Origin of the sequence: Spirosoma arboris, from assembly GCF_009754945.1 — a bacterium.
Lineage (GTDB): Bacteria > Bacteroidota > Bacteroidia > Cytophagales > Spirosomataceae > Spirosoma > Spirosoma arboris.
Window position 1 is genome coordinate 160,038 of the sequence record NZ_WPIN01000002.1, and the last position, 25,361, is coordinate 185,398.

General features: G+C 43.4%; 24 protein-coding genes. 9 read left to right on the top strand and 15 right to left on the bottom strand.

Features of this window, described 5'->3' with window-relative positions; all coding sequences use genetic code 11:
- The first annotated feature begins 424 nt into the window (after positions 1-424).
- Both GO755_RS04560 and GO755_RS04565 read left to right on the top strand, forming a co-directional pair.
- Positions 425-829 carry a hypothetical protein gene (locus tag GO755_RS04560; RefSeq protein WP_157583534.1) on the top strand — a complete coding sequence of 135 codons (405 nt, stop codon included), beginning with the start codon at positions 425-427 and terminating at the stop codon, positions 827-829.
- Positions 830-1,528: 699 nt separating this feature from the next.
- Positions 1,529-1,972, top strand: a complete 444-nt coding sequence (locus GO755_RS04565; RefSeq protein ID WP_157583535.1) for a DUF5681 domain-containing protein — start codon at positions 1,529-1,531, stop codon at positions 1,970-1,972.
- Positions 1,973-2,539: 567 nt separating this feature from the next.
- Here the strand turns inward: GO755_RS04565 and GO755_RS04570 are convergent.
- The 7 genes from GO755_RS04570 to GO755_RS04600 all read right to left on the bottom strand — a co-directional run bounded on the left by GO755_RS04570 (position 2,540) and on the right by GO755_RS04600 (position 8,674).
- The gene (locus GO755_RS04570) at positions 2,540-3,472 is read right to left on the bottom strand and encodes a helix-turn-helix domain-containing protein (protein ID WP_157583537.1); all 933 of its coding nucleotides are present in this window, start codon (positions 3,470-3,472) and stop codon (positions 2,540-2,542) included.
- Between the two features lie 97 nt (positions 3,473-3,569).
- Positions 3,570-4,013 (bottom strand): hypothetical protein, encoded by a 444-nt coding sequence (locus GO755_RS04575; RefSeq protein ID WP_157583539.1) that lies wholly within the window; start codon positions 4,011-4,013, stop codon positions 3,570-3,572.
- A gap of 11 nt (positions 4,014-4,024) precedes the next feature.
- The gene (locus GO755_RS04580; RefSeq protein ID WP_157583541.1) at positions 4,025-5,395 is read right to left on the bottom strand and encodes a replicative DNA helicase; all 1,371 of its coding nucleotides are present in this window, start codon (positions 5,393-5,395) and stop codon (positions 4,025-4,027) included.
- A 2-nt stretch (positions 5,396-5,397) separates the two neighbouring features.
- Positions 5,398-6,348 carry a hypothetical protein gene (locus tag GO755_RS04585; RefSeq protein WP_157583543.1) on the bottom strand — a complete coding sequence of 317 codons (951 nt, stop codon included), beginning with the start codon at positions 6,346-6,348 and terminating at the stop codon, positions 5,398-5,400.
- Positions 6,349-6,454: 106 nt separating this feature from the next.
- Complete coding sequence (locus tag GO755_RS04590) at positions 6,455-6,811, bottom strand: helix-turn-helix domain-containing protein (RefSeq protein WP_157583545.1); 357 nt, start codon at positions 6,809-6,811, stop codon at positions 6,455-6,457.
- 63 nt (positions 6,812-6,874) lie between these two features.
- Positions 6,875-7,219 carry a DNA-binding protein gene (locus GO755_RS04595; protein WP_227686862.1) on the bottom strand — a complete coding sequence of 115 codons (345 nt, stop codon included), beginning with the start codon at positions 7,217-7,219 and terminating at the stop codon, positions 6,875-6,877.
- Between the two features lie 201 nt (positions 7,220-7,420).
- A complete protein-coding gene (locus tag GO755_RS04600) occupies positions 7,421-8,674 on the bottom strand; it encodes a site-specific integrase (protein WP_157583547.1) in 1,254 nt (417 codons plus the stop codon).
- 348 nt (positions 8,675-9,022) lie between these two features.
- On the opposite strand from GO755_RS04600, the gene GO755_RS04605 reads away from it, so the two are divergent.
- Positions 9,023-10,642 carry a P-loop NTPase fold protein gene (locus GO755_RS04605; RefSeq protein WP_157583549.1) on the top strand — a complete coding sequence of 540 codons (1,620 nt, stop codon included), beginning with the start codon at positions 9,023-9,025 and terminating at the stop codon, positions 10,640-10,642.
- 411 nt (positions 10,643-11,053) lie between these two features.
- Here GO755_RS04605 and GO755_RS04610 read toward each other — a convergent pair whose 3' ends face one another.
- The 3 genes from GO755_RS04610 to GO755_RS04620 all read right to left on the bottom strand — a co-directional run bounded on the left by GO755_RS04610 (position 11,054) and on the right by GO755_RS04620 (position 14,679).
- Positions 11,054-11,929 (bottom strand): toprim domain-containing protein, encoded by an 876-nt coding sequence (locus tag GO755_RS04610; protein ID WP_157583551.1) that lies wholly within the window; start codon positions 11,927-11,929, stop codon positions 11,054-11,056.
- 236 nt (positions 11,930-12,165) lie between these two features.
- Positions 12,166-13,359: a VapE domain-containing protein gene (locus GO755_RS04615; protein WP_157583553.1), complete on the bottom strand. Its 1,194-nt coding sequence runs from the start codon at positions 13,357-13,359 to the stop codon at positions 12,166-12,168.
- A gap of 63 nt (positions 13,360-13,422) precedes the next feature.
- Positions 13,423-14,679: a site-specific integrase gene (locus tag GO755_RS04620; protein ID WP_157583555.1), complete on the bottom strand. Its 1,257-nt coding sequence runs from the start codon at positions 14,677-14,679 to the stop codon at positions 13,423-13,425.
- 392 nt (positions 14,680-15,071) lie between these two features.
- On the opposite strand from GO755_RS04620, the gene GO755_RS04625 reads away from it, so the two are divergent.
- Positions 15,072-15,524, top strand: a complete 453-nt coding sequence (locus GO755_RS04625; RefSeq protein WP_157583557.1) for a helix-turn-helix domain-containing protein — start codon at positions 15,072-15,074, stop codon at positions 15,522-15,524.
- 93 nt (positions 15,525-15,617) lie between these two features.
- Here the strand turns inward: GO755_RS04625 and GO755_RS04630 are convergent, their stop codons facing one another.
- The 5 genes from GO755_RS04630 to GO755_RS04650 all read right to left on the bottom strand — a co-directional run bounded on the left by GO755_RS04630 (position 15,618) and on the right by GO755_RS04650 (position 19,923).
- Positions 15,618-16,145, bottom strand: coding sequence for a hypothetical protein (locus GO755_RS04630; RefSeq protein ID WP_157583560.1), 528 nt, complete (start codon positions 16,143-16,145; stop codon positions 15,618-15,620).
- A gap of 119 nt (positions 16,146-16,264) precedes the next feature.
- Positions 16,265-16,894, bottom strand: a complete 630-nt coding sequence (locus GO755_RS04635; protein ID WP_157583562.1) for a 2OG-Fe(II) oxygenase — start codon at positions 16,892-16,894, stop codon at positions 16,265-16,267.
- A gap of 67 nt (positions 16,895-16,961) precedes the next feature.
- The gene (locus GO755_RS04640) at positions 16,962-17,894 is read right to left on the bottom strand and encodes a putative phage abortive infection protein (RefSeq protein WP_157583564.1); all 933 of its coding nucleotides are present in this window, start codon (positions 17,892-17,894) and stop codon (positions 16,962-16,964) included.
- A 464-nt stretch (positions 17,895-18,358) separates the two neighbouring features.
- Positions 18,359-19,597, bottom strand: a complete 1,239-nt coding sequence (locus tag GO755_RS04645) for a TlpA disulfide reductase family protein (protein ID WP_157583566.1) — start codon at positions 19,595-19,597, stop codon at positions 18,359-18,361.
- Positions 19,598-19,635: 38 nt separating this feature from the next.
- Positions 19,636-19,923 carry a hypothetical protein gene (locus tag GO755_RS04650; RefSeq protein WP_157583568.1) on the bottom strand — a complete coding sequence of 96 codons (288 nt, stop codon included), beginning with the start codon at positions 19,921-19,923 and terminating at the stop codon, positions 19,636-19,638.
- A 275-nt stretch (positions 19,924-20,198) separates the two neighbouring features.
- Here GO755_RS04650 and GO755_RS04655 point away from each other — a divergent pair, with 275 nt between their 5' ends.
- The 5 genes from GO755_RS04655 to GO755_RS04675 all read left to right on the top strand — a co-directional run bounded on the left by GO755_RS04655 (position 20,199) and on the right by GO755_RS04675 (position 25,224).
- Complete coding sequence (locus GO755_RS04655) at positions 20,199-21,497, top strand: APC family permease (protein ID WP_317165792.1); 1,299 nt, start codon at positions 20,199-20,201, stop codon at positions 21,495-21,497.
- Positions 21,498-21,546: 49 nt separating this feature from the next.
- A complete protein-coding gene (locus GO755_RS04660; RefSeq protein ID WP_157583569.1) occupies positions 21,547-21,960 on the top strand; it encodes a hypothetical protein in 414 nt (137 codons plus the stop codon).
- Between the two features lie 45 nt (positions 21,961-22,005).
- Positions 22,006-23,157: an LLM class flavin-dependent oxidoreductase gene (locus tag GO755_RS04665; protein WP_157583571.1), complete on the top strand. Its 1,152-nt coding sequence runs from the start codon at positions 22,006-22,008 to the stop codon at positions 23,155-23,157.
- A 380-nt stretch (positions 23,158-23,537) separates the two neighbouring features.
- Entirely contained in the window at positions 23,538-24,416 is an 879-nt protein-coding gene (locus GO755_RS04670; RefSeq protein WP_157583573.1) for a helix-turn-helix domain-containing protein, read from the top strand.
- 70 nt (positions 24,417-24,486) lie between these two features.
- Entirely contained in the window at positions 24,487-25,224 is a 738-nt protein-coding gene (locus GO755_RS04675) for an SDR family oxidoreductase (protein ID WP_157583575.1), read from the top strand.
- Positions 25,225-25,361: the final 137 nt, after the last annotated feature.

Sequence of the window (25,361 nt, forward strand, 5' to 3'; positions counted from 1 at the left end):
GGATGGGGTTGCCGTCGCAACTTGCCAGCTCACTAATCAACGTCCCATTTCCAGTTAGGGGTGGAGTTGACGATACACCCAAGGATTGCTTATCGACTCGCTAACCATGACCAAGTGACGGAGTTGACGATCCCCTGTGGCGCTATAATCTGGCAAAGGCATCCATTCTCTGTAAACGGTTTCAAGGGCGGCATAGTCGATTGGCCCGCAACCTATGCTGTTGCTGCTCACAGTAAGTTATATGCCTGACCTGGCTGCCTATTCTTTAGGGAGGGGTATTAGGGGGACGCTAATCAGCTGTCACCGTTTGAACCCAGTTAAGCCGACCATGGGCATGGCTTGAGCGAGTGCGGTCAAGGTGAAGATAGCGAAATCAATGCCTCTACGAACTTACTCCGTTTAGCGAGTCAGCCTTAGGGATGCGGTGTCTACTCTGAGGACTGGCCTGCTGGATGAAGAATCTAATAATAATGCGTCCTGGTACTTCTTTACGCCTTTCCTGAAGGTATCTTTAGCTAACCGTAAACAACGCATTATGCCCCAACTCCTGCGCATCCAACTCTATGACGACCCCAGCCGACAGAGCTATACCCTACTACAGGCTGATGTGGTGGTGGAGGACCCACCCCACTACAGCTACGGCCAGCCCTTACTGATTGGTGAGGATGCCGACGATCCGGCCACCTGGCCTACTTACATCGTGGCTCACTTATCGCACATGAAAATGGAGGCCGATGCTGACCGACCCGGTAAGAAAAATCTCATCTACGAAATCTTTGTGGCCCGGCAAGCGGATTGGGAACAGTTCGATGAACCCACTAGCCTGTAAGCGATCGGTGGCAGACCTATAGGCGACCCAACTACGATCAGTTACCCACCAGCATAGCGATTAGTCATCAGCTCGAATACTCTTACCCAGCTAAGAGTATTCGAGCTGATCATCGATAGGCAGATTTTCGATGGCTCAACTCCGATGGCTGCGGATGAGCAAAGAGGCCTCAAGCCAGTACGGATAAGGGATTGATCGAGCAAAGGGGCTATCCCCTTTCGTAGCCTCAACCACGTTTACAGTTATTTACTTTTTTACGCCTATGGCCGTTCACCATTGACCTTATCGTTAACGGAAGGTTTTCGCGGGCATTTCAGGCGGGCGAAAATGGTCCAACGACAACGAAATAGTTTATCCGGATCGGATAATCGGCATTTCGGACTAAGTACAGGCGTTATACTTCGCTTTCGTACTATATCCTCTTCTATCGTTTCCTCATCGGTACGGTAAGTAGTATTGAGTCGTATCCCATTTGGCTCGGTAGCCAAATATACCGTTTCTAGCGTTCTGAAGATTTCTTTGACATCAATCATACGCAGGCGCGATCGGCAATCGAGTCTACCTAATGGCGCATCCGATGGGCTGAGGTGAATAGATCACGAATTGGATATATCCGAGCCTCTGTGAGCAATAACAGTAATAAAACAGCGTGAACTTCCGAAAACGGGTTGTATTTTTCCACTATAGACTAAAGCTGCAATGAACAGACCAGGTAGAAACGGGGGTACCCTTCGTGACTTTCCAAAAGGCCAATCGGGTAACCCAGCGGGTCGGCCACCCAAGCAGGGGACGATTTCTCAACTGATGAAGCAGCTGGGTCAATGCAGCGACCTGGAGCTGAGCATTACCACGACGACCGCCGATGGTCAGGTCAGCCGACAAAGCCTGACCTACTCGACCGACGGGGATAACACCCTATTCGCCATCGTCGCCATGCAGCTTATTTATCGGGCGTTGCGGGGGGATATCAACGCGTTCAAGGTGCTTCTCGACCGGACCGAAGGACGAGTCCCCCGACCGGTAAAATCAAAATCGGGTAAGCCGTCCACCGGTCAGCTCGAGTCCAGAACGGATGGGCAAATCCAGGACGAACTTAGGGAATTACGTACCCGGCGACTCGCCAGAGCAGCCCCTAATTTATGAGGTCAATTTTGATCAATAACAGGAATAGAACAGGAATAAAATCCTAAAACGGGCTAGGTCAAATCGACCCCGAAAAAGCCTCTTCCAGGCCGGCAGAATTGCCAATAGTGAGCCGATCCATTTTGAGCAATAACAGTGATGAAACAGTGATGAAATAGGGATTTTGGCTCACCTCATATCGATCGTTATACCCCTACCAAGAGCCCTCTGTAAAGCGACCCCAGCTTAAGCAATAACAGTAATAGAACAGTAATAAAATACCAAAAATGGTAGAGCAAAAAGGGTCATCCAAAAGAGCCGGAGCATGCCTTTATGGAGGCCTCCGTTCAGGTCGATGACATTCAGAAAATAACGGAATAAAAACGGAATAAAACGCCCTTTTGGGGCTGTCGAATTGGGTCGTTTTTGATCGGATTTGACGAGCGGTTTACGACCTTATGCCGAGCGGTTTGCTAGCCTGTAGACTGATCAAATCAGCGGCCTATAACTGGAGCTGTAATAGCCCGGAAAACGCTTCCCTGGTCAGCATCAAATACGGCTTGTGTTCAGTCAAGGGTATAGCCATGGTTAAACCTGCGTATTGCCCACCTGCCGAACCCGTTCAGCCAGTAGATGAGTTTTCATCGAGACCGATTCAGAAAATTGGGCTGGAGTCAGGAATCTATTGACCAGCTGATCAAACGCGGGCCGATCCGTCCGGATCAGGTTCTTGAGCGTCAAGATGGTGACGAATCGACAACTGGGTCGCTGGTGGGTAATATCCACGTCGGTAACCGGACATAGTCGCTTGGGGCGCTGAGCATTCAGGAATTGACTCAAGGCTAATTTTTTAAAGTGGTCGGCCGGATATGTGTTGACAAGGGCCCCCACCTTTAAAGCCATACTCATGCAACGGCCCGACATCGAGGAGTCATTCGGAGCCGAAATCTCCAGGCGAGTCATGACCTCTTCGAACTGGTGCCGATCCGTTTTATAGAGTCGTTTGATGGTCGCGGCCGTCACGACCGGATAGTTGTCGCCCTGATGGGTAATATCAATGTCGGTAATGGGACACCTCCGGGCGGGGCTATGAGTGATTCGCTCATAGTCTGACTGGGTACTATCCGGTTTTGACGGATAGTCCGGCTGAGTACTATCCGCGATTGACGGATAGTCTTTGGCTAGCCTTGAAAGACTATCCGGTTTTGACGGATAGTCTGGCTTGGTACTATCCGTCAAAACCGGATAGTCGGTTAAAAACTCAGCTAATGGCCTCAGGATTCGCTTATTGGCCTGCTCCTTATCGACCGTTACAGCTATCAGCGTTGCCTCACCTAATCGACTGATCAATTCAGAGATGGTTTTTGAATGCATGCCCAGGGCCTCGGCCAAGGTGGTATTGCTATCGGTGCACTGGCCAGCATCCTGAGCGGCTCGCTCACACAGGTGGGCTAGTAGAATCTTTTCGACGGCCGAGCGCCCAAGGCTCATAATAGGGAGTGAAATATAAATGGGCTGCATAAGACGCTTTTGTGATGGTTAATTGATCGAGGTTTATGGATGCCCAAACTAGCCGGTAGCAAGCAAACGCCTTTAGGTAGGTTCAACAGGAGTGGAATCAAGTGGCTACCGACGTTGAATGGGTCGTGGCTAATCGCTTTATTTCGGCAAATAGCTCGTCAAGCCTTTGCTGTTGCGCTTCCAGTTCGACGTCCGTTTTCAGGCGAATGCCTGGCCAACTGGTCACCGCCACCAGCGTTCGGTAACTGCCCCCCATCGAACAACAGTCATGGAACCAGTAAAGCTGGGAAAGATCCCCAGTCGTATAGTGACTGCATTTGTCACCTACCAACGCGTTAAACGTCGGGCAATAGCGGAGCTGCAGCCGGGCGATAAATTGCTCGAACGACTCCTGGGCGAATCGATCAAAGTTAGGAGCGGATTCCCGGAGGCAATCGCAGGCCTGATCGGCGAATTCAGGTAAAACAAAGTGCAGTCCCATCTCTTCTACTTCCTGATCGGGGACTGACTGGTAATCCAGTCTATGTGTGCTTCGTAACATGGTTGGCTTGGTTAAAATCCTTCTTGCCCTGGCTGAATCGTTACGCCGATCGGCTCCCCATTTTCAAACTCGCCCCGGCTGCTGTAATAAGCCGAATACTTGAGCCGGTGATATAAGACTACCGGATCGTCACCAGTTCGAATCACCCCATCTCGGCTTTTGGCAATGTGGATCTCGGTCAGATTGGCCGTTGGGATGCCATCCCTATACGCTTCTAAGTGGTAGTATTCGGGCCGGAACAGAAAGAAAATACCATCCGCATCCTGTTCCAGATCACCCGAACCCCGCAAATCACTCATAATCGGACGCTTCTCCCAATTACTCCGCCGGTCGGGTTCACGGGAAAGCTGAGACAAGGCCACAATGGGTACGTTGAGTTGCTTGGCTAGATCCTTCAGCGTGCCCGAGATAGCCGTAATGGTTTCCATCGCTGTGGCTCGGGGTCGGTAGTCCCGAACTCGTTGCAGGTAGTCGACAAAGATGATTTGAGCCCCATTCAGTACCAGCCGGGTGATGCGGGACTCTAACCGGTCAAGCGAACAAGGCAAATCGTCAATTTCTAAGGGAGCCTGCGCCACGATGGCCAGGGCTTGTGCCACTAAATCTCGATTGGTGTTGCCTAAACGAATGTCCTCTACGCTAAAGCCACAATATCGAGTCGAGAGTCGTCGAACGATCGATTTGTCAGTTCCTTCCAAAAGCAGTAGGCCAAGCGGAATTTTCTGTTTAACGGCGATACCGTCGAGTTGTTGACACAGATAAGCTGATTTGCCCATCGAAGGCCTCCCAGCCAGAACGTACAAACAACCAGGTTCATAGCCGCCAATCGCTTCGTCAAACAAGCGAATACCCGACTTGATTAGGTGACGCCCCTGCTGGCTCATTTCTTCCAGGACGGCCCGGGTTACGTCGGTCAGTACTTTCGCCCGTCGGTCCGGCAAATTGCTTTCCATCCGATCCATATGCTGGCGAAATTGATGGCCCGCCTGCAGTACATCGGTCGAGGGGTTTTCCAGATCCCGAGCGTAGGCTAAAGCAGCGGCCTGGGCTTGCCGTCGGTGATACAGCTCATACACCTGAATACATCGGATGTCAAAATTGGGTAATGAGGCCTCACGGGTTAATTCCAGGATGTCCACGGCGGTCAGCCTGGAGCCATTTCCACGAAGGCGATGCGTTACGTCAATGACCTCTGGTTGGATACCTTCGGCCTGCAGCTCCAGCATCGCCCGGTAAACCTCCCGGTGGGCGTAGTGAAAGAAGCTGGTTTCCTGTTTGAGTTTGGCCAAGGCTGAGCGTATCAGGGTTGGCTCAATCAGGATGGCTCCCAAGAGCCCAGCCTCTAGCTTTAGGTTAAATAAATTCTCGTTTAGGGTGTTCATGATCAAGTAAGGGCACTCAGGCCTTTGGGTGAGCTGCGGGATTGAGGTCGATCAGTAGTTCCAGGGGCATGGGTTGAGGAAGTAGCGCGAAGGCGGATTTTGCCAATGTCCTCATCTTTCCAGGACTCCCCATTCAGAAAGGTGAGCGGGTGCTTTCGAGCCGGAAACCCACCCTCTGGGGTAGCTTGAACATAGGCCGGTAGAACGGTCAGAATAGCCACCTTGTCTTCGGGCGCTAATCGGTCCCATTTTTTTTGACAATCCTTACGGCCTACTTTGTAGTCATAGGCATTCCAAAACACATCAAACGTCGGAACGACGGGCGCTTTATTTGTAGTAGGTATATAGGTAATAGGTATATCCTTATTAATAGGTGCGCCAGAGGTGCTAGTAGAGGTAGCACTAGAAGTGCATTTTTGCACCACAGCTTCGGCAGTAGAGGTATCACTAGAAGTGCGTTTTTGCACCTCTACTTCGATAGTAGCGGTGTCACTAGAGGTGCGTTTTTGCACCTCTACTTCGATAGTAGCGGTGTCACTAGAAGTGCGTTTTTGCACCTCTAGTGGAATCAAGGCACCCACATGAAACCGGGCCATGGCGTGTTCATTACGACCCGGTATATAGAGCAGTAAATCTTCCTGCCGAAGCCACTTCAAGGCCTCGTAGTACATTCGCTTTGAACACCGAATTTTATTGATGAGCCGATCAAAGTCGATGGCCGTTTCCCGCCAGAGTTCTCGTTGTGCATTTCGATTGATCGAATCGATGATGGCCAGAAAGGTGGACCCATATTCCGATTTGTAGCCTGGTCTATAGGGTACTTCCTCCCAAAACCATTCCAACAAACGGTAATAATTGATCTTAACGGGCGGGGCTTGATTCTGCGGTAGATAGGCCGTACTTTTATTGTGTTCTTGCGAGGAGGTGTCCGGTTGTGGGTTCTGTAGGCTCATAATGGTACACCTCCTTTTTTACTGAGTAGCCGCTGTCCACAGGGTCTTAACCTAGTTCGTGATTTCTGCGCCGGGTTAAGGCTGGCCAGATGTTGCGGATTCGTAGTCATTGCTGTTGACGACCTCCCCGGCGTCGGCGCGTTGACAGCGTAGTTCCCACTACCTGGCTGGCCTTCGCTTGTAGCTCATCGCTTGTTTGCTGGCGACCTGACTTGAGCCACTGGATCAGCTCATCCCTGAAGAAATAAATCCGATTCCCCTGCTTGACATGGGGCAAAGTGTTGTCATGAACCTTATCGTAAATGGTCTGATTCGTGAGGCCCAATAATTGGGCAACTTGGGATACATTAAGCGGGTCAGACTCAATCTTTGTCGGCGTCAAGGCAGGCGACTGGGCTAAGCCCGTCAGCAAAGACTCAATATTAGCGAGCCGGTCGGCTAGTTCTTGAAAGGGATTATTCACAGCTCAGTCAGTTGTAAAGTAAGGTTTCGATTATAATTAGGGGCGCGCACAAGGTCGGCCTGATCATTCGCTTACTTTATTCTGAATGGCACTCAGCCTCTTGGGATCATTGAGCAGAGCCAGCACGTCCTCCCGGCGATACCGAATACGAGACCCTATTTTAAATGGGATCAAAAGGGCAGGACGCTCCTTGGTTGGTTTAGACCAGTTTGTGAGCGTCATGTTGGTAACGCCCAATGCCTCTTTGGTTTGGCGCTTAGAAGGAAAATCGGGCAGAGCCACCACCTTAGGAGCTGCTGGCACATAGCTAGCCAGTTCCGATCGAACTTCTGAGCGAACGATCATCTTCATAAAGTCGGTGAACTGCTCAGACGTAAATGAGGTTACTATTACTTGTTGGCCAATCATAATTTGTATTCGTTTGTTTTGCTACTCCTTTTATTACAAATTGTAAGTAAGGCTTTAAAACAACAAAATACATTAAAAAATAATTACCAAAAAAGTCAATCTTCAACTTTTTGCAAATTTTATTGCAGCCCCTAAAGATGGATCCCAAGTTGCTTGGCCAAGTCAATTTCAGAAATGACCTTAGGGCTTGAAAAGGAGGGGCTAGCTCTGTTCTGGTTCAGGAGTCGACCGAAAGGAAGTCAATGCATTAGCGTACTGAAGCTTCACATCGTCTTCGAAGCTATCCAGGTAACTCTCGGTCGTTCGAATGTCCTGGTGGCCCAGGCTTTCGCTGATAAACTCGATTGGAGCACCGGAGCGCTTGAGCACGGTACTGAAGGAATGACGGGCGGTGTAAGTCGTTACGTCTTTGTCAATGCCCAGGCTCTGGGCAATCCGGCCGATATACTTGTTAATGGTTTTGGTAAACTGGCGTACCAGAGCCAGTTCCCGCTCGGCGCTGATGCCCGGCTCCAGTGCATCGAATACGTACTTTTGGGGACTAATTGGCTTTTGGCCCCATTTGTCAATAATACGCCGAACGTCATCGGTAACGGCCACCGTAATCGCTTTTACATCCCGCTTGGTGCGTTCGGTCTTGGCCCGGACAAACCGGATCTGTTTCTCTCCTATCTGTTGATAGGTCAGCCGGGCGATGTCTTTAGGGTTCATGCCGTTACACAAGTAGGAAAATAGCCACAGATCCCGCGCCTTTTCCTCCGCGCTGCCCGGTTCGGCCGCATACCGAAAAATCTTCTCGATATCGGCAATGGTCAGGGCTTTTTTGGTATTGCGGCCAGTAGGTATCTGATATCGGCGCTTGGTGAAGGGATAAATATCCCGATCGACTATACCATCCTCAACTGCCTGGTTGTAGATAGTCCGCAGCGAGCGCAGATAGATGCCGACTGTTGTAATGGAGTTCCCGTTATTGATCATCCATTGCTCAAAGCCTTTTAACCAGGCAGGATCAATTTCTTGGTAAGTCAACAGGGCTTTACGCTGGTGATAGTGTTGCAGAGCATTTACAGCACACTGGTAGCTACTGGCGGTACCAGCTCTACTTTCCTTTTTCAACTGCTCAATATAACGCTCAAATCCAGCAAATACGCTACCAGATGGGGACTCAGTACTACCTACGTAACGGGATTCAAATTCGTCAAACGTAAATAATGGCATTTCCCGAATGATCTTCTCCGCTCGATTACTGAAATTTTCCAGCAACCGTTTAGCGTCCCGAATATAATCTTCTCGGGGTTTGGGCTTTCCGACCTTCTCCCATTGCGATTCAGTCAGATTGATTCCGGTTGGATAATACTGCTGTTTGCGCTGAAAGGTAACGCGTAGTTTGGCGGGAAACGTACCGTCGTTTTTTTGTCGACGGGTATCCAGGTAAAGACTTACAATGGCGCTCATAGTCGGATTTAGGTTGGTTAGGCTTCCTGCTGTTGATCGGAGGATCAATAATCAGAGGGCCAAACCGTTTGCATACAAATTTGCATACATAAACCCGAAATAAACAAGCCTTAAAACTAAACGATTACTACTCATTTTAAGGTAATACACTGTTATTCAATAGTATTACTAAACCGTCACCTATCTATTATTTATGAATGGAAAAGACTGTTAATCAGAGGGTCGCTGGTTCGAGCCCAGCTTCGGGAGCAAAAAGCCTCAAATCTTATGATTTGGGGCTTTTTTGTGTTACAGATGTAATAATCGTATGGCTTCTATATATTTGAATGTTACATAAAATATACTCGTATGCAGATTGACGTTACCAATGCTACAGAATTGTTTAGTACACATTTTGAAGAGCCAAGTAATGATCGTATACTTTTTTCAGGCCGTTTTGGTTCTGGCAAGACCTATTTTTTAGATAGCTTCTTTAAAGGAAGTGAGTCAACAACATTCCGCATTTCACCTGTTAATTACTCGATAAGTAGTAACGAAAATATTTTCGAGTGTATTAAATTTGACCTAGTAATGCAGTTATTAAAATCATTTGATCTTATCTCGAATGAAAAGACTGAATTTAAAAATAATTTACTAATTCAACAATACTTAATATATCACACAGATGAAGCGCTAAAAACTTTAGTGGATTTTTTAGGAAATTTTGACGAGAAAGCCAAAGTTATTAGTGAATCTTGGACAAAATTACTTGAACTAAATTCTAATTTTAATAAATTCAAAGATAAGCATAGGCAAAAAAGCGAAACAGAGAAGGCTATTAACTTTCTAGAATTTCATTCTATGTTAAAAGGCTCAATATATGAAGATGATTTAATTACACAGATTATCCGACAAGCAATAAACCATTTGAAGACAAAAGAAAACAACTTAATCACTTTAGTTGTAGATGATCTTGACAGATTAGACCCTGAACATATTTTTAGAATATTAAATGTTTTTAGTGCTCACAACAATAACTATTATGAATCAAAAAATAAGTTTGATTTCGACAAGATAATTATAGTATGTGACATAGATAATATTCAACGTGCATTTGAACATCGCTATGGAATTGGACTCGATTTCGAGGGTTATATTGACAAATTTTATTCTAACGATATTTTTAGGTTCGACAACAATCTAGCTTTATTATATTTTTGCGACTCTTATATTGCTCCTTTAGTTAAGGATGAAAATGCTATTTTTTTACTTAAGATAATATTAAAAGAATTCGTAAGAAGAAGCAAATTAAATGTTAGAAATATAATAAAATCTAAATATTTTATTGACAAAAGGAAAAGCGATTTTTTTAGAGAATTTGCAATAATAAAAAGCAGCTTTCATTTAAAGGACGCATACTCTGACTACCGTACAGAATACCATCATAATGTAATGGGAGCTTTTGATATGAATAGTAAAGAATTCTACGTCAGCTCTAATGACATTTCTTTCCTTAATATTATTAGAATTTTATCAATTATGATGGGGGACTATAATAGGCTAAAATTATGTATTCAGGATTTAATAAAAAATAATTCAAATAGCTTCGAAAATAGCCAAACCAATAATGAGAATTTACTTAAATCTTTGTATCTCATTTTTCATATTGCGAAGCATATAGATAACCCAATTGAAATTTGTTATGATATATCAATTGAATCACTAGGAAATAATTCTTTTCGATCAATTGCTAATTTACCAAATGTATATATTTTCAACAAGAAATTCTCAATTCAACTGCCTTGGAAATACGATAATAAGTATAGAGGAGATTGTAGTTATTTTAAAGGGGCTGAACTCAATTTGAGAAATAATATATCTGAGAGTATTAATATTAAAACCTCAGATATATTTGAAATCATCTATGAAATCATTACAACCCTTGAAAAAGGCAACATACTTAATAAAATAGGAATAACAGGTAAATAGGATTACAACTACCTGTTATTCTATTATCTCACATTTTCCTTAATCTTAGATGTGCCTTCTGGCAACCCTGACAGCAGTAAGTAGCATCAACCCTTTTGCCCTCAAACTCCTTATTACAGTATAGGCATTTCTTGGTATAGAAGAAGTTCGTAAATTCTTGATAGCTACCGGGCCATCTTTGGCTATATATCCGTTTACCTTTTTGCACCTTCTCGAACTGGTAATTACGAAGTCCGTTTTTGCCTTCTTTAATTTTATTGTTTGTCTTCATGTCAATGTACGCGTTAAATCTGTGAAAGAACTGGCTTTGTCATTCGATAGTCATCTGATAGACCTTCTTTATACCGTCCATAGCCTCCCCAAAGCCCGCCTAAAGCCATCGAAAAGCCTATTTTGGTATAGGACTATATATCAGGTAATGTAATTATTCATTAGATGCTCGTTGAAGTCTTTACTATTTGGGTAATAATGGGAGCAGTCCCGAACATTCAACCCTTCTTTCTTAAGACGCTCTAAAGCTATCTTGCCGGACTTATCATTATCCAAGAAAGCATTTACCATAGCGTACTCAGATAAGATCGGTAAGGCATTGTTTATGAATGAAAGTGAGTTTAAAACAATAGTCGGATTCTTTAGCCTTTGTGTGTTGAACAACTGACAACAGGACAGAAAATCAAATACACCTTCAAAAAGGTTGATTGTGACTGTGCTTTGAGCCGATAGGTAGGTAAACCACTTGGGCGAAGTCCCTCCTTGAAAGTGCTGGCTTCTTAACTCAAATCCACCCTTCTCATTGCCAAATCCAACCGCGTAGTATTGCTTCTGCTTTATTCGGTAATAAACCTCCTTTAAATAGATTGAAGCAATAGCGTAGGATATTTTACGGCTGGCCACATAATTAATCAAGGCCCGATTTCGTAGGGGCTGAATGGTTATGATTTCGGCGGTTGTTTGTTGATTGGTTGGAGCGGAATTTTGACCGCTAAAAGAAAAGGATTGGTTTCCTTCCGGTTTTAGGGCTTCTAGTACATCAATCGCTTGCATAAAGCTACAGCCAGTGATATACTGAATAAGCCGGATTATATCACCTTGCTCCCCTAGTCCACTAAAATCATGAAAGACGTTCTTTTGGGGATTGACAAAAAAGGAAGGGGTGTGTTCCTCATTTTTAGGCGAATAGTAAACCAGTTCAGCACCATTCGTTTTTACAGGCTGTAACCCCTGTTGACTCAAATATTCCGTAATCGGGATAGTCTTTAATTGCTCAATCTGTTCTTTGGTTCTCATTTCCTTTTTCTTTAGCGGTGAAAACTCTACTACTCGCCTACTCTTCAACTTATCTTATTTATAATCAATAGATTAAATCAAGTATTTCGAGTAATCAACTTTTAAGCTTGACTCGTTTTTTGCCTTAATTTCGAGATACAAGACAAAACGAGTAACTTCTTATCTACTCGAATAATTAGTTATAAGTGATTGATTTATAGTAGATAATACTACTTCGAGTAACCGAGTAAGTAGGTTTACTTCATTTTGACATAATAGCCTTTATGGGAGTACCCTTTTTCCTTGCTGTAGCCAGATTCCTTCGGAAAGCCCATTACGCTCATAGCTGTACCGATTTGCGTTCTGTGTAGCCGCAAGGACACTTTACCACGCAGATATTCTTCTATGTCAGATGCCGTACAGAAGATCGCTTCACTATCGCCCTTTTCGCTTGGTAGATAATATTTACTGATCACTTCCATTTCGGTCGTTGTCCGTAAAAAACGGCGGTTTAGTATCTCTTGATGGCTGATTTCATCGGGTGTCATGTTACAATAGAACATGGGGTCATTTAGCAACGTTAAAGCTTGCGCCCAAACCCGGTCAATGTCAATGACAGCCGCGTATCCGTTCGGCCCTCCGGCATCATGTTGAATGTACTTAACCACGAACGGAAGCCAGCGAACGTTTCCCGTTTCATCGGTCAAAAACTCAAACTGGTTGGTACTAGCAACAAAGCTTGCGCGACGAGGAAAGGGAGTTTCAATGTTTTGAAACAGTAACCGGAACTTGACCGTACTTTCAGAGAGTACTGTCTTAAACTCATTATTCAGTTCCTTTTTCTCGAAGGAAGCTAATTCATCCAAGTTGATAAAGAAGTTCTGAATCAGCGAAAACTTGCCGTCTTTGTGGCCAAAATCAAATCCCTTTTTGGCGTAGTTTTTTAAGCCCTCTGGAATGAGAAAATCTAGGAAAGTAGTCTTACCATCATTCTGTTTTCCGACTAAGGTTAGACATTGTTTGTTAAATGGAATTTTGCCAATTGCTTGCCCAACGGCTCGAACCAGCCATTTTTTAAACATTCGTTTCCACCAAATCCGGTCATCGGTTTGAACAAAGTCGGCTAATTGTTCAATGTAATTAGGTTGCGATTCGTCCCATTTAGGCAAGCCATCAAAGTAGGTTGTGAATGGGTCGTATCTAGGAATCAACCTAGAGCCGAATAAGGCTCGCAAAGGGTCTTTAAACCCTTTAAAATTCGCGTTGAATAGTTCAAACTCAATGTCAGCCATATTAACTAACTCCCATTCAGAAGCGGCTTTGCTTTTGCGTTCTAATTGGTTCGACACGATGTTTACTCGGTATTCGTGCTTATCAAATAGAAATTTTTGGATTCGTTGGATAATAGGTTGCCCTTCCGAGTTTTGCTCGTCGTTTGTATTGGATTTCATATATTTGTTTTTGCGTTGAAAAAATGAATGAAAAGCACGCTCTGGCAGGAGCGTGCTTTTTTGTTATACGGCTTCGCTCAATGGCTGTTCGTCGTTCCTACGAGCCTGAAATTCATTAATATGACGAATGACAGCTTCCTCTGTCCGTTCGGTATAGTACAATTCGGTTGTACTAGTTTTCTTATGACCTAACATGGTGGCAACACTCGTTAAAGGCACACCATTAGCGATATAAAACGACGCACAAGTTTTACGGGCTACGTGGGTAGTAAGCCGAACTTGAATTTTACAAATGGCCTGTATTTCCTTTAAAATCCGGTTCATGACCTGATTGGCATAAACGGGCAAAAGTCGGTTATTGACTAGACAATCGGGGTTATTACTGTACTTATGAAGAATCTGCAACGCTTTAGGGACTAACGGAATAACGCACATATTCCCGTTCTTACCACGTCTAATTTTAATAAGCTGACTCTCATTTTCAAGTGCAACGATATGGGAAGCATTTAACTGACTAACATCAACGTAAGCCAACCCAGTAGCACAACAGAATAGGAAAACGTCTTTCACATAGTTGTACTCTCGACCAACGAAAACCATGTTTTCCAAAGCTCGAATGTCAGCTTCACGTAGGGCAACTACGTCTTTACGGTCTCGTTTTGGCCGAAAGAAAGCAAATGGGTTTTTATCTAGCCACTCGTTCGCAATGGCATAGTTACAAGTACGTTTCAGGAATTCAGCATGTAAAACAGCGTGATTATGGCCATGTCCAAACGTTCGTTTGCAGAAGTTAACCAAGTTCTGAGCGTCTACTAATTTCAGGTCGCTTAGCTTAAAATGTGGGTTATTATGGTAAGTGATAACGTATTGCTTTATACGTTGTACAATGAACTGTTTCTTCTCAACCGTCTTGCGCTCAAAGTCAATACCCTCTAATGCCTTAAACTCATTCTTAAAAAAAGTCTCTAAGCACTCTATCAGCGTTGGTATGCTAGGATCAGCACTTGCCTTCTGTAAAACCACATCCCGAATCTCCCGTAAATCGGGCGTTCGCTTGGTCAATAGAAAATCAGTGTATGTTCTTTGAAAATCTGCCCGTAACGCCTGTAGCAGATTGGTAGCAGACTCATTGCCTTCAATCGTCAATGTCTTCTTATCTAACTGCTTATGGCGACAGGTCAGACCTGTTGAAAAAGCTATGCTTTTACCGTTGCTGAATAGCTTTAGGTAAACGTTAGTACCTCGTAGATAGGGCTGAACGGTCAACCGTTTTAATCGTTTCCCTTTTGTTGCAGGGTCGATTTGTTTTAACTTTGTCATAACTGATTTTACTGTTAGTTAAAAAAAAGCCCTGTCCCGCCTGGCCGCGTTACAGGGCTTTTGCCTTTAGAGAAGTTTGTGAACTGGAATGTGGAAATGACCCGCGATTGCGTGTAGCTCATTTCGTTCTGGCTGTATTTCTCCCCGTAGGATTTTGGAGAAGCGATGCTTATTTATGCCTACTTCTTGGTAAAAGTCTTTCGTAGGCTTAAATTGCATATTGGCGGGTAAAGCTTCACTGATAAGCTCCCTAATTGGTGTTAAAACGCTTGCTTGCATATTGTTGCGGTTTGATATTGGCAACAATATTAGACCTATTTCGCATATATATCCAAATTATATATGCGAAATAGGTCTTTTAAAGTGAAATTTAGAATCATTATATATAAAAAATGTCTAAAGTATACGAAAGCATAAAGGCCATTCGCACAGCGAAAAACCTTAAGCAAGAGGAAGTTGCGCAGAAACTTGGAATGGCTCAGAGCAACTACGCCCGTATGGAGAAAGGACTAACTCAGATCACAGTAGACCGTTTAGAGGAATTAGCGGAAGTGTTCGAAATGTCTGTAACCTCTATTTTGAGCTATGAAATAGGACAGCAACAACCAACAACAGAGGACATTGCATATTATATTGATCTGTATAAGAAAAATCAGAAAACAATCGAAAACCAAAAAAAACGAATTGCAGAGCTTGAAGAAGAAAGCTTAAATGATTTGAGCCGAGCAGATGATGAATTAAAAACTGCTAAATTGAAGATCAAAGATTTGAATGAACGTTTGAAAGATAAGGAAAGAACTATTCAGGTGCTTGAAAAGGCGCTAAATGCTTTAACAAAGAGTTAATTAATAGTTATAAATAATTTTTGATAACTCACAAAAAATATATTATATATTAAACAAATTACATTTACTATGCAATAAAGCTTAATTAATGTTTTATACTTTATGTTTATATTCGGCACGCTGTTTACGCATTCTGGAAGCTATCATCGGGATAGGAAAGTATTCATCTTTATATGGAAATGGATTAGCTCTTCTTTCCAACAACAGTATACAATCTGTAAATAAAAAAATACCTCCAGCACTACATATTTGTTCAGCAATCTCATCATCTATGCATCCAGCTTGATATAAAGTTGCTACATCTCTGTAGTAAAATTTTATTATGTGCCTTGCTTCTTCTAGCTCTAGAGCCCATCCTTCTTCATTTTTTAACGCAGAAAACCAAACATCAATAAATTCATTTTTATACCTATCTCTAGAATCTCTTTCTCGTTTAAATTTTCCTACTTTTCTAAGTGACTGACGCATCTTATCATCCGAATACCTTAAAAAAAAGTTATAAGCAATACTGCCTTTAGAAAGACGACCTGCAACATGGGCATAATATCCTGATATAGCAGCGCATATTAAAGAAAAGAAAGAAATAAATAAAGCTATATTATCAGCAATTTCTTTTTTCATAATATTTTTCTAAAAATCATGCTTACACAATTCAGAATAGAAATTCTTTACTTGCATTTCAAAATAGCTAAACAGCATTGAAAGGCTCCAATTAATAGCAAATAACATTAAAGTCAATGCTAATAATTAATTTGTGGAGAGCAAAGTTCCTCCCGACTCAGCCAATCCTCGGATACATAATTAATAACAAGCGTCCTTCGCAAACCCGTAATATTTTTTTTATTAAATCCATGCCAAGTATTATTTGCTGGTCGAAAAATAAAACCAGAATTGCATGCCGAAGATGTTGTACAGACTAGCTTTTTTTCAGAATCGAATAAGTCTGTACCTAGGTCTTCAAAAGGCTTATCTTTGGATAAATATACTGTAATTGTAATTAATTTAACGGAAAGGTCAGTGTGTGGCAGTAACCAGAAACCATCTTTATCTACATAATAGCCAATTCGCAAATAGCTTCCTTTAAGGTTCACTCCTAGCATTGTTTCCAAACTTGAAGTAATATTCCTAGACTGAAAAGTAGCGGCAATTTTTCTACAAACATCGAACTTTTTGCAATTCATCTCATTAAAAAAAATGTGATTATTATTGCTATTTCTTTTCCCTTCAGCATTATATCTTTCTGGAGGGGTTACGGGCAAATTAACCAGCTCATCATATATACTATGTGAGAAAATATCCTTTATTATTAAGTACTCAAATGGACTATATACTTTTTGGTGTGTTACTAAACTTTGTAATACGCTTTCCATTATAGATAAGAATTTTTACGTAGTTTTTCTCATTATAAAATCTCAAATTGGCTTTAAATACTATAATTTACTCTTCCCATTCAAATATTAAACTTGGAAATACAGTCTTCACATCAATTTCTTCGCGTTCATCAATAAAGCTTTTTGGTAAATTTTTAATTAAGGAATACTTTAATATTAAACCTTCGTTTTTCCAATTTTTACCCAACCTTGAAAGAGAGTTAAAAAACAATAACGCTTGTTCATGATTAGACAATTGTGCTCTTATAGTTTTTACATAATCTTTTTTCATTTCTTCAGTTAAAAATTTTTGCGAATCTACAAAAGTAATAGTTTGATATAAGTGTCTATAGTAATGTGCTAAACGAGATTGGTGTCCTTCAAATGGGGTAAAGGAGAATTTTCGATTTAACTTTACTATATTTTTTCTCTTACTTACATTTATAGCTAAATCTCTAACGAAGTTGTCGGTATGATTTGGTAAAGAATTTATTAAAACTCTAGTAGAGTTTGGCCCCGTTCCGTAATAAAGTACCATATAAGCAAGCTCAATTAGCACTTCTCTGTCAGTTGTTTTTTGATGTTTAATATTAATATCCTTTACAATCTTTAGTGCCTCCCTAAATTCCCTTAATAGAATAACAAATATTTTCTTTCCTTTTTCGTGAGATAATATTAATTCATCAACATTATCTCTATGAAGTTTTATTAATTCATAGTATTTATTTTCAAATTTTTGCAGCTCAGTACTGTTTCTCTGTTCTTTAAAGGTATAATATAATAATACAACACTTATAATGCTAAATATACTTCCTACTATTCCACCTATATAATCTCCAAAAACACCCCAATTAGCTGGGTTATCGGATAATCCATATTTGTGGAACTGATAATAATACATCCATATCACCCAACAACAAATTATGCTAAAAAACAAAATGGCTATTTCTAAAGCATATTTTTTAAGATAGGCCCGTACTTTTTTTAAATTTTGATTCATATTTGAGATTGATGATAAATTATGGTAAGTTTTCACTAAAACCTATAAAAACAAAATCTATAAACAGCTATCTCAGTAGTAATCAAATATACTTACAGTATTTACTTATTTATAACAGACAAATTATTGACTATCAATACATTACAGACAAGTTAATGATATTTTTTAATATTATTTTATGACGTATGGTAGTTCTAAGAACTAGACCTAATGATAAAACACTGAAAATCAACATTTTGCACTTTATTATATACCACAGCTTCGGGAGCAAAAAGCCTCAAATCTTATGATTTGGGGCTTTTTTGTCTATTCTGGCGCGGCTTTTCAGGACGCTTGCTTCTCCTGAACTCCTCAGTTTAACTGATCAAGCAAGCCATATTATCAATTTATCCGAGACTGCTCGCTGAAGCGTGCTGGATTAACTCGTCTATCATCAGTAAATCAGGCATTTATTTGTCGACATTTTATTTTCCCGATTGCCTAATGGATGCTTTACTCGTCGTTTCGCTCAGCAGCTGATTTATATCTGCGTTGAACTCTTTCACAAACTCTTCATAATATTGACCCGTAGCTGGTCCCGAATAACCGGTATGAATTTTAGCCACTTCACCCTGACGATTGACGTAAATCGTTGTCGGAAACGAAAGAACTTCACTTAGGGCGGGTAGCACGGACGACGCATACTTCTTATCAGCTAAGCCAGCAAAAAGTATATCATAATCGACCCCAAATCGGGATTTGAGTGCTTCCAGGCGAGTTTTTGCAAAGGCGGGGTCATTCTTTCGCTCAAAGGCTAATCCGATGATCTCAACTCCCCGTTGTTTATTAGCTCGATACCACGGCGCTAGAAAACTGGTCTCATCCAGACAATTAGGGCACCAGCTTCCCAGAATAGTGACGACCACAACTTTCCCTTTGTATTTCGGGTCATTGAGCGAAACAGGTTTGCCGGTAAACGCGTCGGGGAATGTAAAATCGAATGAAGTACCTTCTTTTAGTTTGGTTAGTGTGTACGCATCAGGAAGAGTTGCCTGCTCATTTCGCGTTCCCTTTATGGGCTGTGAGCCTCGGAAATTGATAAAGCTAGCCGATAATTCATTTCCGATAACTTTCCCTTTTATCAAGGATGGGCTGGAACCACTAAAGGCCGACAATTCAAATTCATCTCCCTGTACAACACCTTCGAAAAAGCGATAATCACCCGTGGTAGTCAGGAAAGTCCCCGTCACTTTGCTACCCGATTGCGAAAATACGCCAACCGTTTTGTTGCCATTGCCCATCGTAACATCCCATTTCCCATGTAGGCTCACGGTAGCAACCGCTGGTTTTTCCACAAAACGATACCGTTTTCCAAACTCGGCCCTAAATGGAATACCCGCATCAACGGGAGTGGTATTCAGCCGTTTGAAAACTCCAGATAACGTTTTATTACTCACAACTTTAGCCGTTAGAACAGCGTCATAGATATCGATAGGTAGAACAAGTGAATCACCTTGCTGATGCACCCCTTTCAACTCAAAACGTTCGGTACCATTGAGTAACCACGCGGTTGACCCTTTGATCTCAAAATTAAAGGGAGCCTCCTGATTACCAGCCAGTGTAAATGTGCCTCGCCAAAAACCGTTCTCAGGCTTCACTTGCGCCTGACTAATGGAACCTGTTAGTAATAAAGCCGTTACGGCCAGGATGGATATTCGTTTCATTGGAAGGTAGTTTATCGTTGATAAAAGGTAATTCTTGGTCAACTGGCTAAAGCCTGAGTTATCCGAACAAGTCCGGTTATAGCGTTGAGTCGTTGAAGTAATATGTCTATGGTTTCGGCCCGATCAATGCCAAGTCGAATATGACCTTCCGACCGAACACCATCAGACTCGAAGCGAATGCCTTGAAACCAGGTTCGACCGTCCAGGCGGACGGCGTTAAGCACATCATTGGCTAAACCAAGTCGGTCAAAACCAAGCAGATTAACGATAATTTGGCGACCTGTTGATTCTTCCAGAACTAAAGTGTCAGTAGGTGTCGGTGTCATATTCGTTCGTAAACTAAGGGGTCACATAATTAATACTTAAAGTCTATATATTAAATAGATAAATTAGTTAAAAACAGAGCCAGAGCGCGAACTCTGGCTTGATTCTACAAACGTCTATTAAAAAACTTTATTTACCAATCAAAGCTCCCCTTTTTTCTTAAAAGGAACCCAAACATGGGGACGAGTGGATAGCAGGCAGCTTAATTAAGCGCCATCGCCTATATTCGGGCTAACTTCATTGGCAAGTCTCGGCGATCACTAAATCGAACATAAGAGTGAACCATCCATCCACGACATCATCTCCCCTACTTCGGGGCATTGGGCGGTTCGATTTTATCGCACTCATTATTAACATCACCATTGGAGCGGGTATTCTGGGCCTTCCAGCCAAGGTATATGCCTTGATTGATACCTGGAGTTTACTGTCTTACGGCGCTAGCGCGGCTGTCGTGACACTAATTATTCTCTGTTTTGCTGAAGTAAGCAGCCGATTTAGTGGAACAGGTGGCCCTTATTTATATACACGGGTGGCCTTTGGGCCGCTCATTGGCTTTGAGGTCGGCTGGTTATTCTGGCTATCCCGAATGGCAGCCTTTGCCTCAATTTGCAACCTATTTGTTAGCTATGCAGCCCTTTTCCGTCCACAACTGGCTGCTGGCGGGGAGCGAGCTGGCCTGATAACGCTACTGGTAGTTGGATTAGCCAGTATCAACTACATCGGGGTGAAACAGTCAGCCTGGGTAAACACGCTCTTTACCATCAGCAAATTGGGCGCAATAGGCTTATTTGCTGGATTGGGCTTATTTTTTGTTGATCCAGCTGCCTTTAGTTTTCCTAAACTACCCGATTATAGCCCGTTTTCGCAAGCCGTATTGCTCCTGATTTTTACGTTCTCGGGCTTTGACGTGGCCGCTATTCCCTCTGGTGAAGTGCAACAGCCCCAGAAAACCGTCCCTTTATCCCTCCTGGTGTCAATCGGCATAGTAGCAGTACTTTTTATGGCTGTGCAGATTGTCTGTATCGGTACTTTACCCAATCTAGCCCATTCCGAGCGACCACTGGCCGATGCCGCTGCCCATTTTCTGGGGCCAAAAGGTGCTTTATTGATCACGATGGTAGCCTTACTCACAGCTGTCGGTACCCTTCACGCTCTAATGCTGACAGGTCCCCGACTGCTATTTGCCATGGCAGAACAGCGACAATTGCCGGGTTGGCTGGCCGCTACTCATTCTCGCTTCCGCACGCCCTATGCCGCGATTCTAATCACGGCAACGCTCCAACTTCTATTGGCTCTAACTGGCACATTTCTCTATGCCCTGACACTGAGCACGGTTATTCGACTTTCGTATTATGCCCTAACCTGTGCGGCCTTACCGTTATTGCGTCAACGTACAGATGTACCAATGGCTCAATTCAGAGTAGTCGGTGGCCCGTTGATAGCCGGATTGAGTGTATTACTTTGTGGCTGGTTGCTGAGCAACAGCTCGGGTCGGGAAGCTCGTGATGCCGCGATTGCCGCAGCAGTAGGATTGGTTATTTTTGTAGGAATGCGCCGGTACCAAACGCCCCGTTGATCGGTGTATAAGTAAACTCGATTCGTTCAAGGTTATTTTCATTAATCATATGATGACTGACGTCAAACCCAAATCAGCCAGCCTTCATAAATACCTCATGAGCATTTTTCTGCTGGTATTACTGAGTAGCCTTTCTCTCGACTCAATGGCCCAGGTAACCGACACCATCCTGGTGCAAAACCTCTATTTCCCAAAACCGGGCAAAGAAGAGGAGGTTTTTAAATGGCGACTTCACGCGTCCGAAGTACGTGCTAAACTGGGGCTACCGAAAGGCCGGGTTCTTAAAAAGTTAAGCGGTTCGGGTGGCCCTTTTGTCATATGGGAATGCCAATACCCTTCGCTGGAAGCTCGAGAGAAAGACGTAACTATACTTGACAAATCCGATGAATTTAAAGAAGTACAGGCTCATATGAGTACACTTCTGGATAAATTTGAACGCTACGTTTTTGCCATTCATAAGTAGCCTGCGATCTTTTCGGCTCGTATAGATTCTATTTCCAGTTAGTCAATGCTTCATCAACCTATTGCATCAATAGCTACCCGAACCACCGAACGCATTTGTGAAGTGGCTTGGTTTTCTGATCTCTGCGGGGAGGATACCGAATTCATAAGCGTTCGCGATCCCGACCGGAGTACGTTTGCTCATTGCCGTGAAATTGCTCTGGCCGCTGAGCGCCTGGGTTTCAGCAATCTGTTGCTCCCCACTTCCTATATGATTGGTCAGGAGGTGATTCCCTTTGCAGCAGGGATATCGCAAGACCTAACGAAAATCAGTCTCTTAACGGCTATCCGATGCGGGGAAATGCACCCACCCATGCTCGCCCGTACCCTGGCGTCACTCGATCAGATGCTCGAAGGGCGACTAACGATCAACATCATCAATTCCGATTTGCCCGGCTATCGTGAAGACGCTGATTTCCGTTATCAGCGCTGCGCCGAAACGATTCAGATACTTAAGCAGGCCTGGACTACTGATCGTATTGACCATGATGGACCAGTCTATGGCAAAATTTCCCTGGCAACTGATCCCGTCAAACCCTATCAGCAGAACGGCGGGCCGCTGCTTTATTTTGGGGGAACATCAGATGGCGCACGAGATGTCTGCGCCCGTTATTGCGATGTGTTTTTGATGTGGCCTGAAACCGAAGAGTTACTCTACGCCAACATGCAGGATGTGTCGGAGCGTGCGGCCCGCTATGGTCGGCAGGTTGATTTTGGGTTGCGTATTCATATAATCGTTCGCGAGACGGAAGAGGAAGCCAGAGCCTGGTCCCAGCATATTATGTCAAAGTTTGACCCGGTTCGTGGGGCAGCCTTGAAAAACGCATCACAAAGCTCCTGGTCGCTGGGTGTTCAACGACAAAATGAACTCCGCGAAGGTGCCAACGCCGACGGATTTGTGGAGCCTTTACTGTGGACCGACATTGGTAAAGCCCGTTCGGGGGCAGGTGGGGCTCTGGTGGGTAGCGCCGATCAGATCGTTGAAAAAATCAACCGATATATGGATATGGGGATTCGAGCCTTTATTTTTTCAGGCTATCCCCTTATCGAAGAAGCGGAGTGGTTTGCTCGCTTGGTACTTCCCCGTTTGCCTAATTCGTCTTTATCCCGTTTGCAGGGACGCATTCCATTTAAGCCCGAAACTCATGAGCTGTCTTAATGGTCATTTGCGTGACGGTGGATGCTACCCATTACAGGCCGTTTGAAGCTACTTTCCCAAAGACAACAAACCGGCGGTTGCCATTCTGGCAGGAGAAAAACGATATGAGGATCACTGACGTCGACTCAACAAGACAAAGTCAAACGCTATCGTAACATGTGTTAACATGCTAGGTTAGTAGGTTCCTTACTATATCAGCCAATCCTTGTTTGCCAGGGTCGGGCTGGTGATAGTTTCGAATGCTCTCTCTCCTCAGTTCATCAAAATTCTGAACAAAGCATTGAAAGCATTTCGCAAAACGGGCACTTAAAAAGTCAGACCAAGACACGAATAGCTATTTTTTTTGGTTGGTGTATTTGTTTTAGATACATACCGAAAAAATGCAGGAAACGAAGGGCGTGCTAGACAGGATGACGCACCACGATAAATTGTCGCTGATCGTGAATGAAAATTGTGCGATAGCCCTGCCGGACGATGTCTTGCAAAAGCTGCTTCAACCGCACAAACTAGACTATTATTATTTCGTGTTTGTCGATGAGGGATCAGAATCCTTTAAAGTTGACTTGCAGGACATTACCATTGCTGATAGCCAGGTGATTTTTGGTGTGCCCAATCAAATTTTCGCTCATTCATTCCAGAGTAAAGCGCATCAACAGTATAAAATCGGATTTGATGAGAACACGTTAGCGCTGCTTCCCCACGCCTATCCGTTCCTGCTTAATTCGTTGAATTCAAACGTAATAACGTTTGATCCAGATGCCAAACAGCGGGTAAAGGCCGTGTTATCTATTTTATTTCAGTTGCTTCATTCGTCGACAAAAACTCAAAAGATCGACATCATTCTGGCGCATTTAAACACACTGCTAACCGAATTCAACAGTGCATACTTCGAGGGGTCTGGTCAGGAAAGCCATGTAAATGGAAAAATGGCCAAGTATGTCGAATTTAAACTCGCCGTGGAAACGCAATTGACTGACCACGAGGATGTCCACACCATCGCAGAAAAATTAGGCATGACTACAAGCAGTCTTTATGCCGTTGTGAAGGAGTATTCGGGCATTTCGCCCAAGGAGTGGATCACGAATAGATTGATTCAGGAAGCCCAGCGCCAGTTGCAATACACAACCGTTTCTGTAAAGGAACTAGCGTATGATCTGGGCTTTAATGACCCCCATTATTTTTCGCGGTTGTTCAGAAAGAAGACTGGAAAAAGCGTTCGAGCATTTGCCGAGAGCTTACGCGATTTGTCCCCTAAATAACCAGATTTGTCCATTTGGGCCGTTTTTGGGCGATCTACTTTTGCTGCATCAGTTTAAAACAGTTCTTGAAATGAAATCAGCATTAGTAACAGGAGCCAACAAAGGCATTGGTCTGGAAGTAGCGAAACTACTCGCTCAAAACGGATTCTTCGTTTATCTGGGCAGTCGTAGTTTGGAAAATGGGTTGTCGGCAGTCGAAAAGCTCCGAGCCAACGGACTCGACAACATTGAAGCCGTCCAGTTGGACGTCACGAGTCAGGAATCGATCAATGCCGCCCGCTTGGCCATTAGCGAAAAAACAACAGTTTTGGATGTGCTCGTCAACAACGCAGGAATAAGCGGCCCATTTCAGCAATCGGCACTCGGAACAACGGTTAATGTTTATAAAGAAGTTTACGATACCAATTTATTTGGGGTGATTGGTGTGACACAGGCGTTTATCGATTTGCTAAGAAAGTCCCCTGAACCACGCATTGTGAATGTGAGTACCGCAATGGCTTCACTTACCCTGGCGGCCGACTTGACCAACAGCAATTATCCCGTACGCTATGCCGTGTATCAATCGTCAAAGTCGGCGCTAAATATGTACACGATTAATCTGGCTTACGAGCTACGGGATACGCTAGTCAAAGTCAATGCCGTTTGCCCTGGATATACCCGAACTGATTTTACCAACCATCAAGGTACAAGCACGGTCGAAGAGGCTGGTCAACGTATAGCCAAGTACGCGTTGATTGGCCAGGATGGACCAACGGGGAAATTTATCAGTGAAGAGTATTTCCCAGAACCAGCCAGTTGCCCCTGGTAAAGTTGATTATTCATTCAAACGCTCATACGGACTCTCCCAACCCATATGAGCGTTTGGTGTTTTAAACGCATTTAGGCAAGTCAATTAGCTCATTGCCTGTTCGATATCCTCTTTAATGGCGTCAATATGCTCAATCT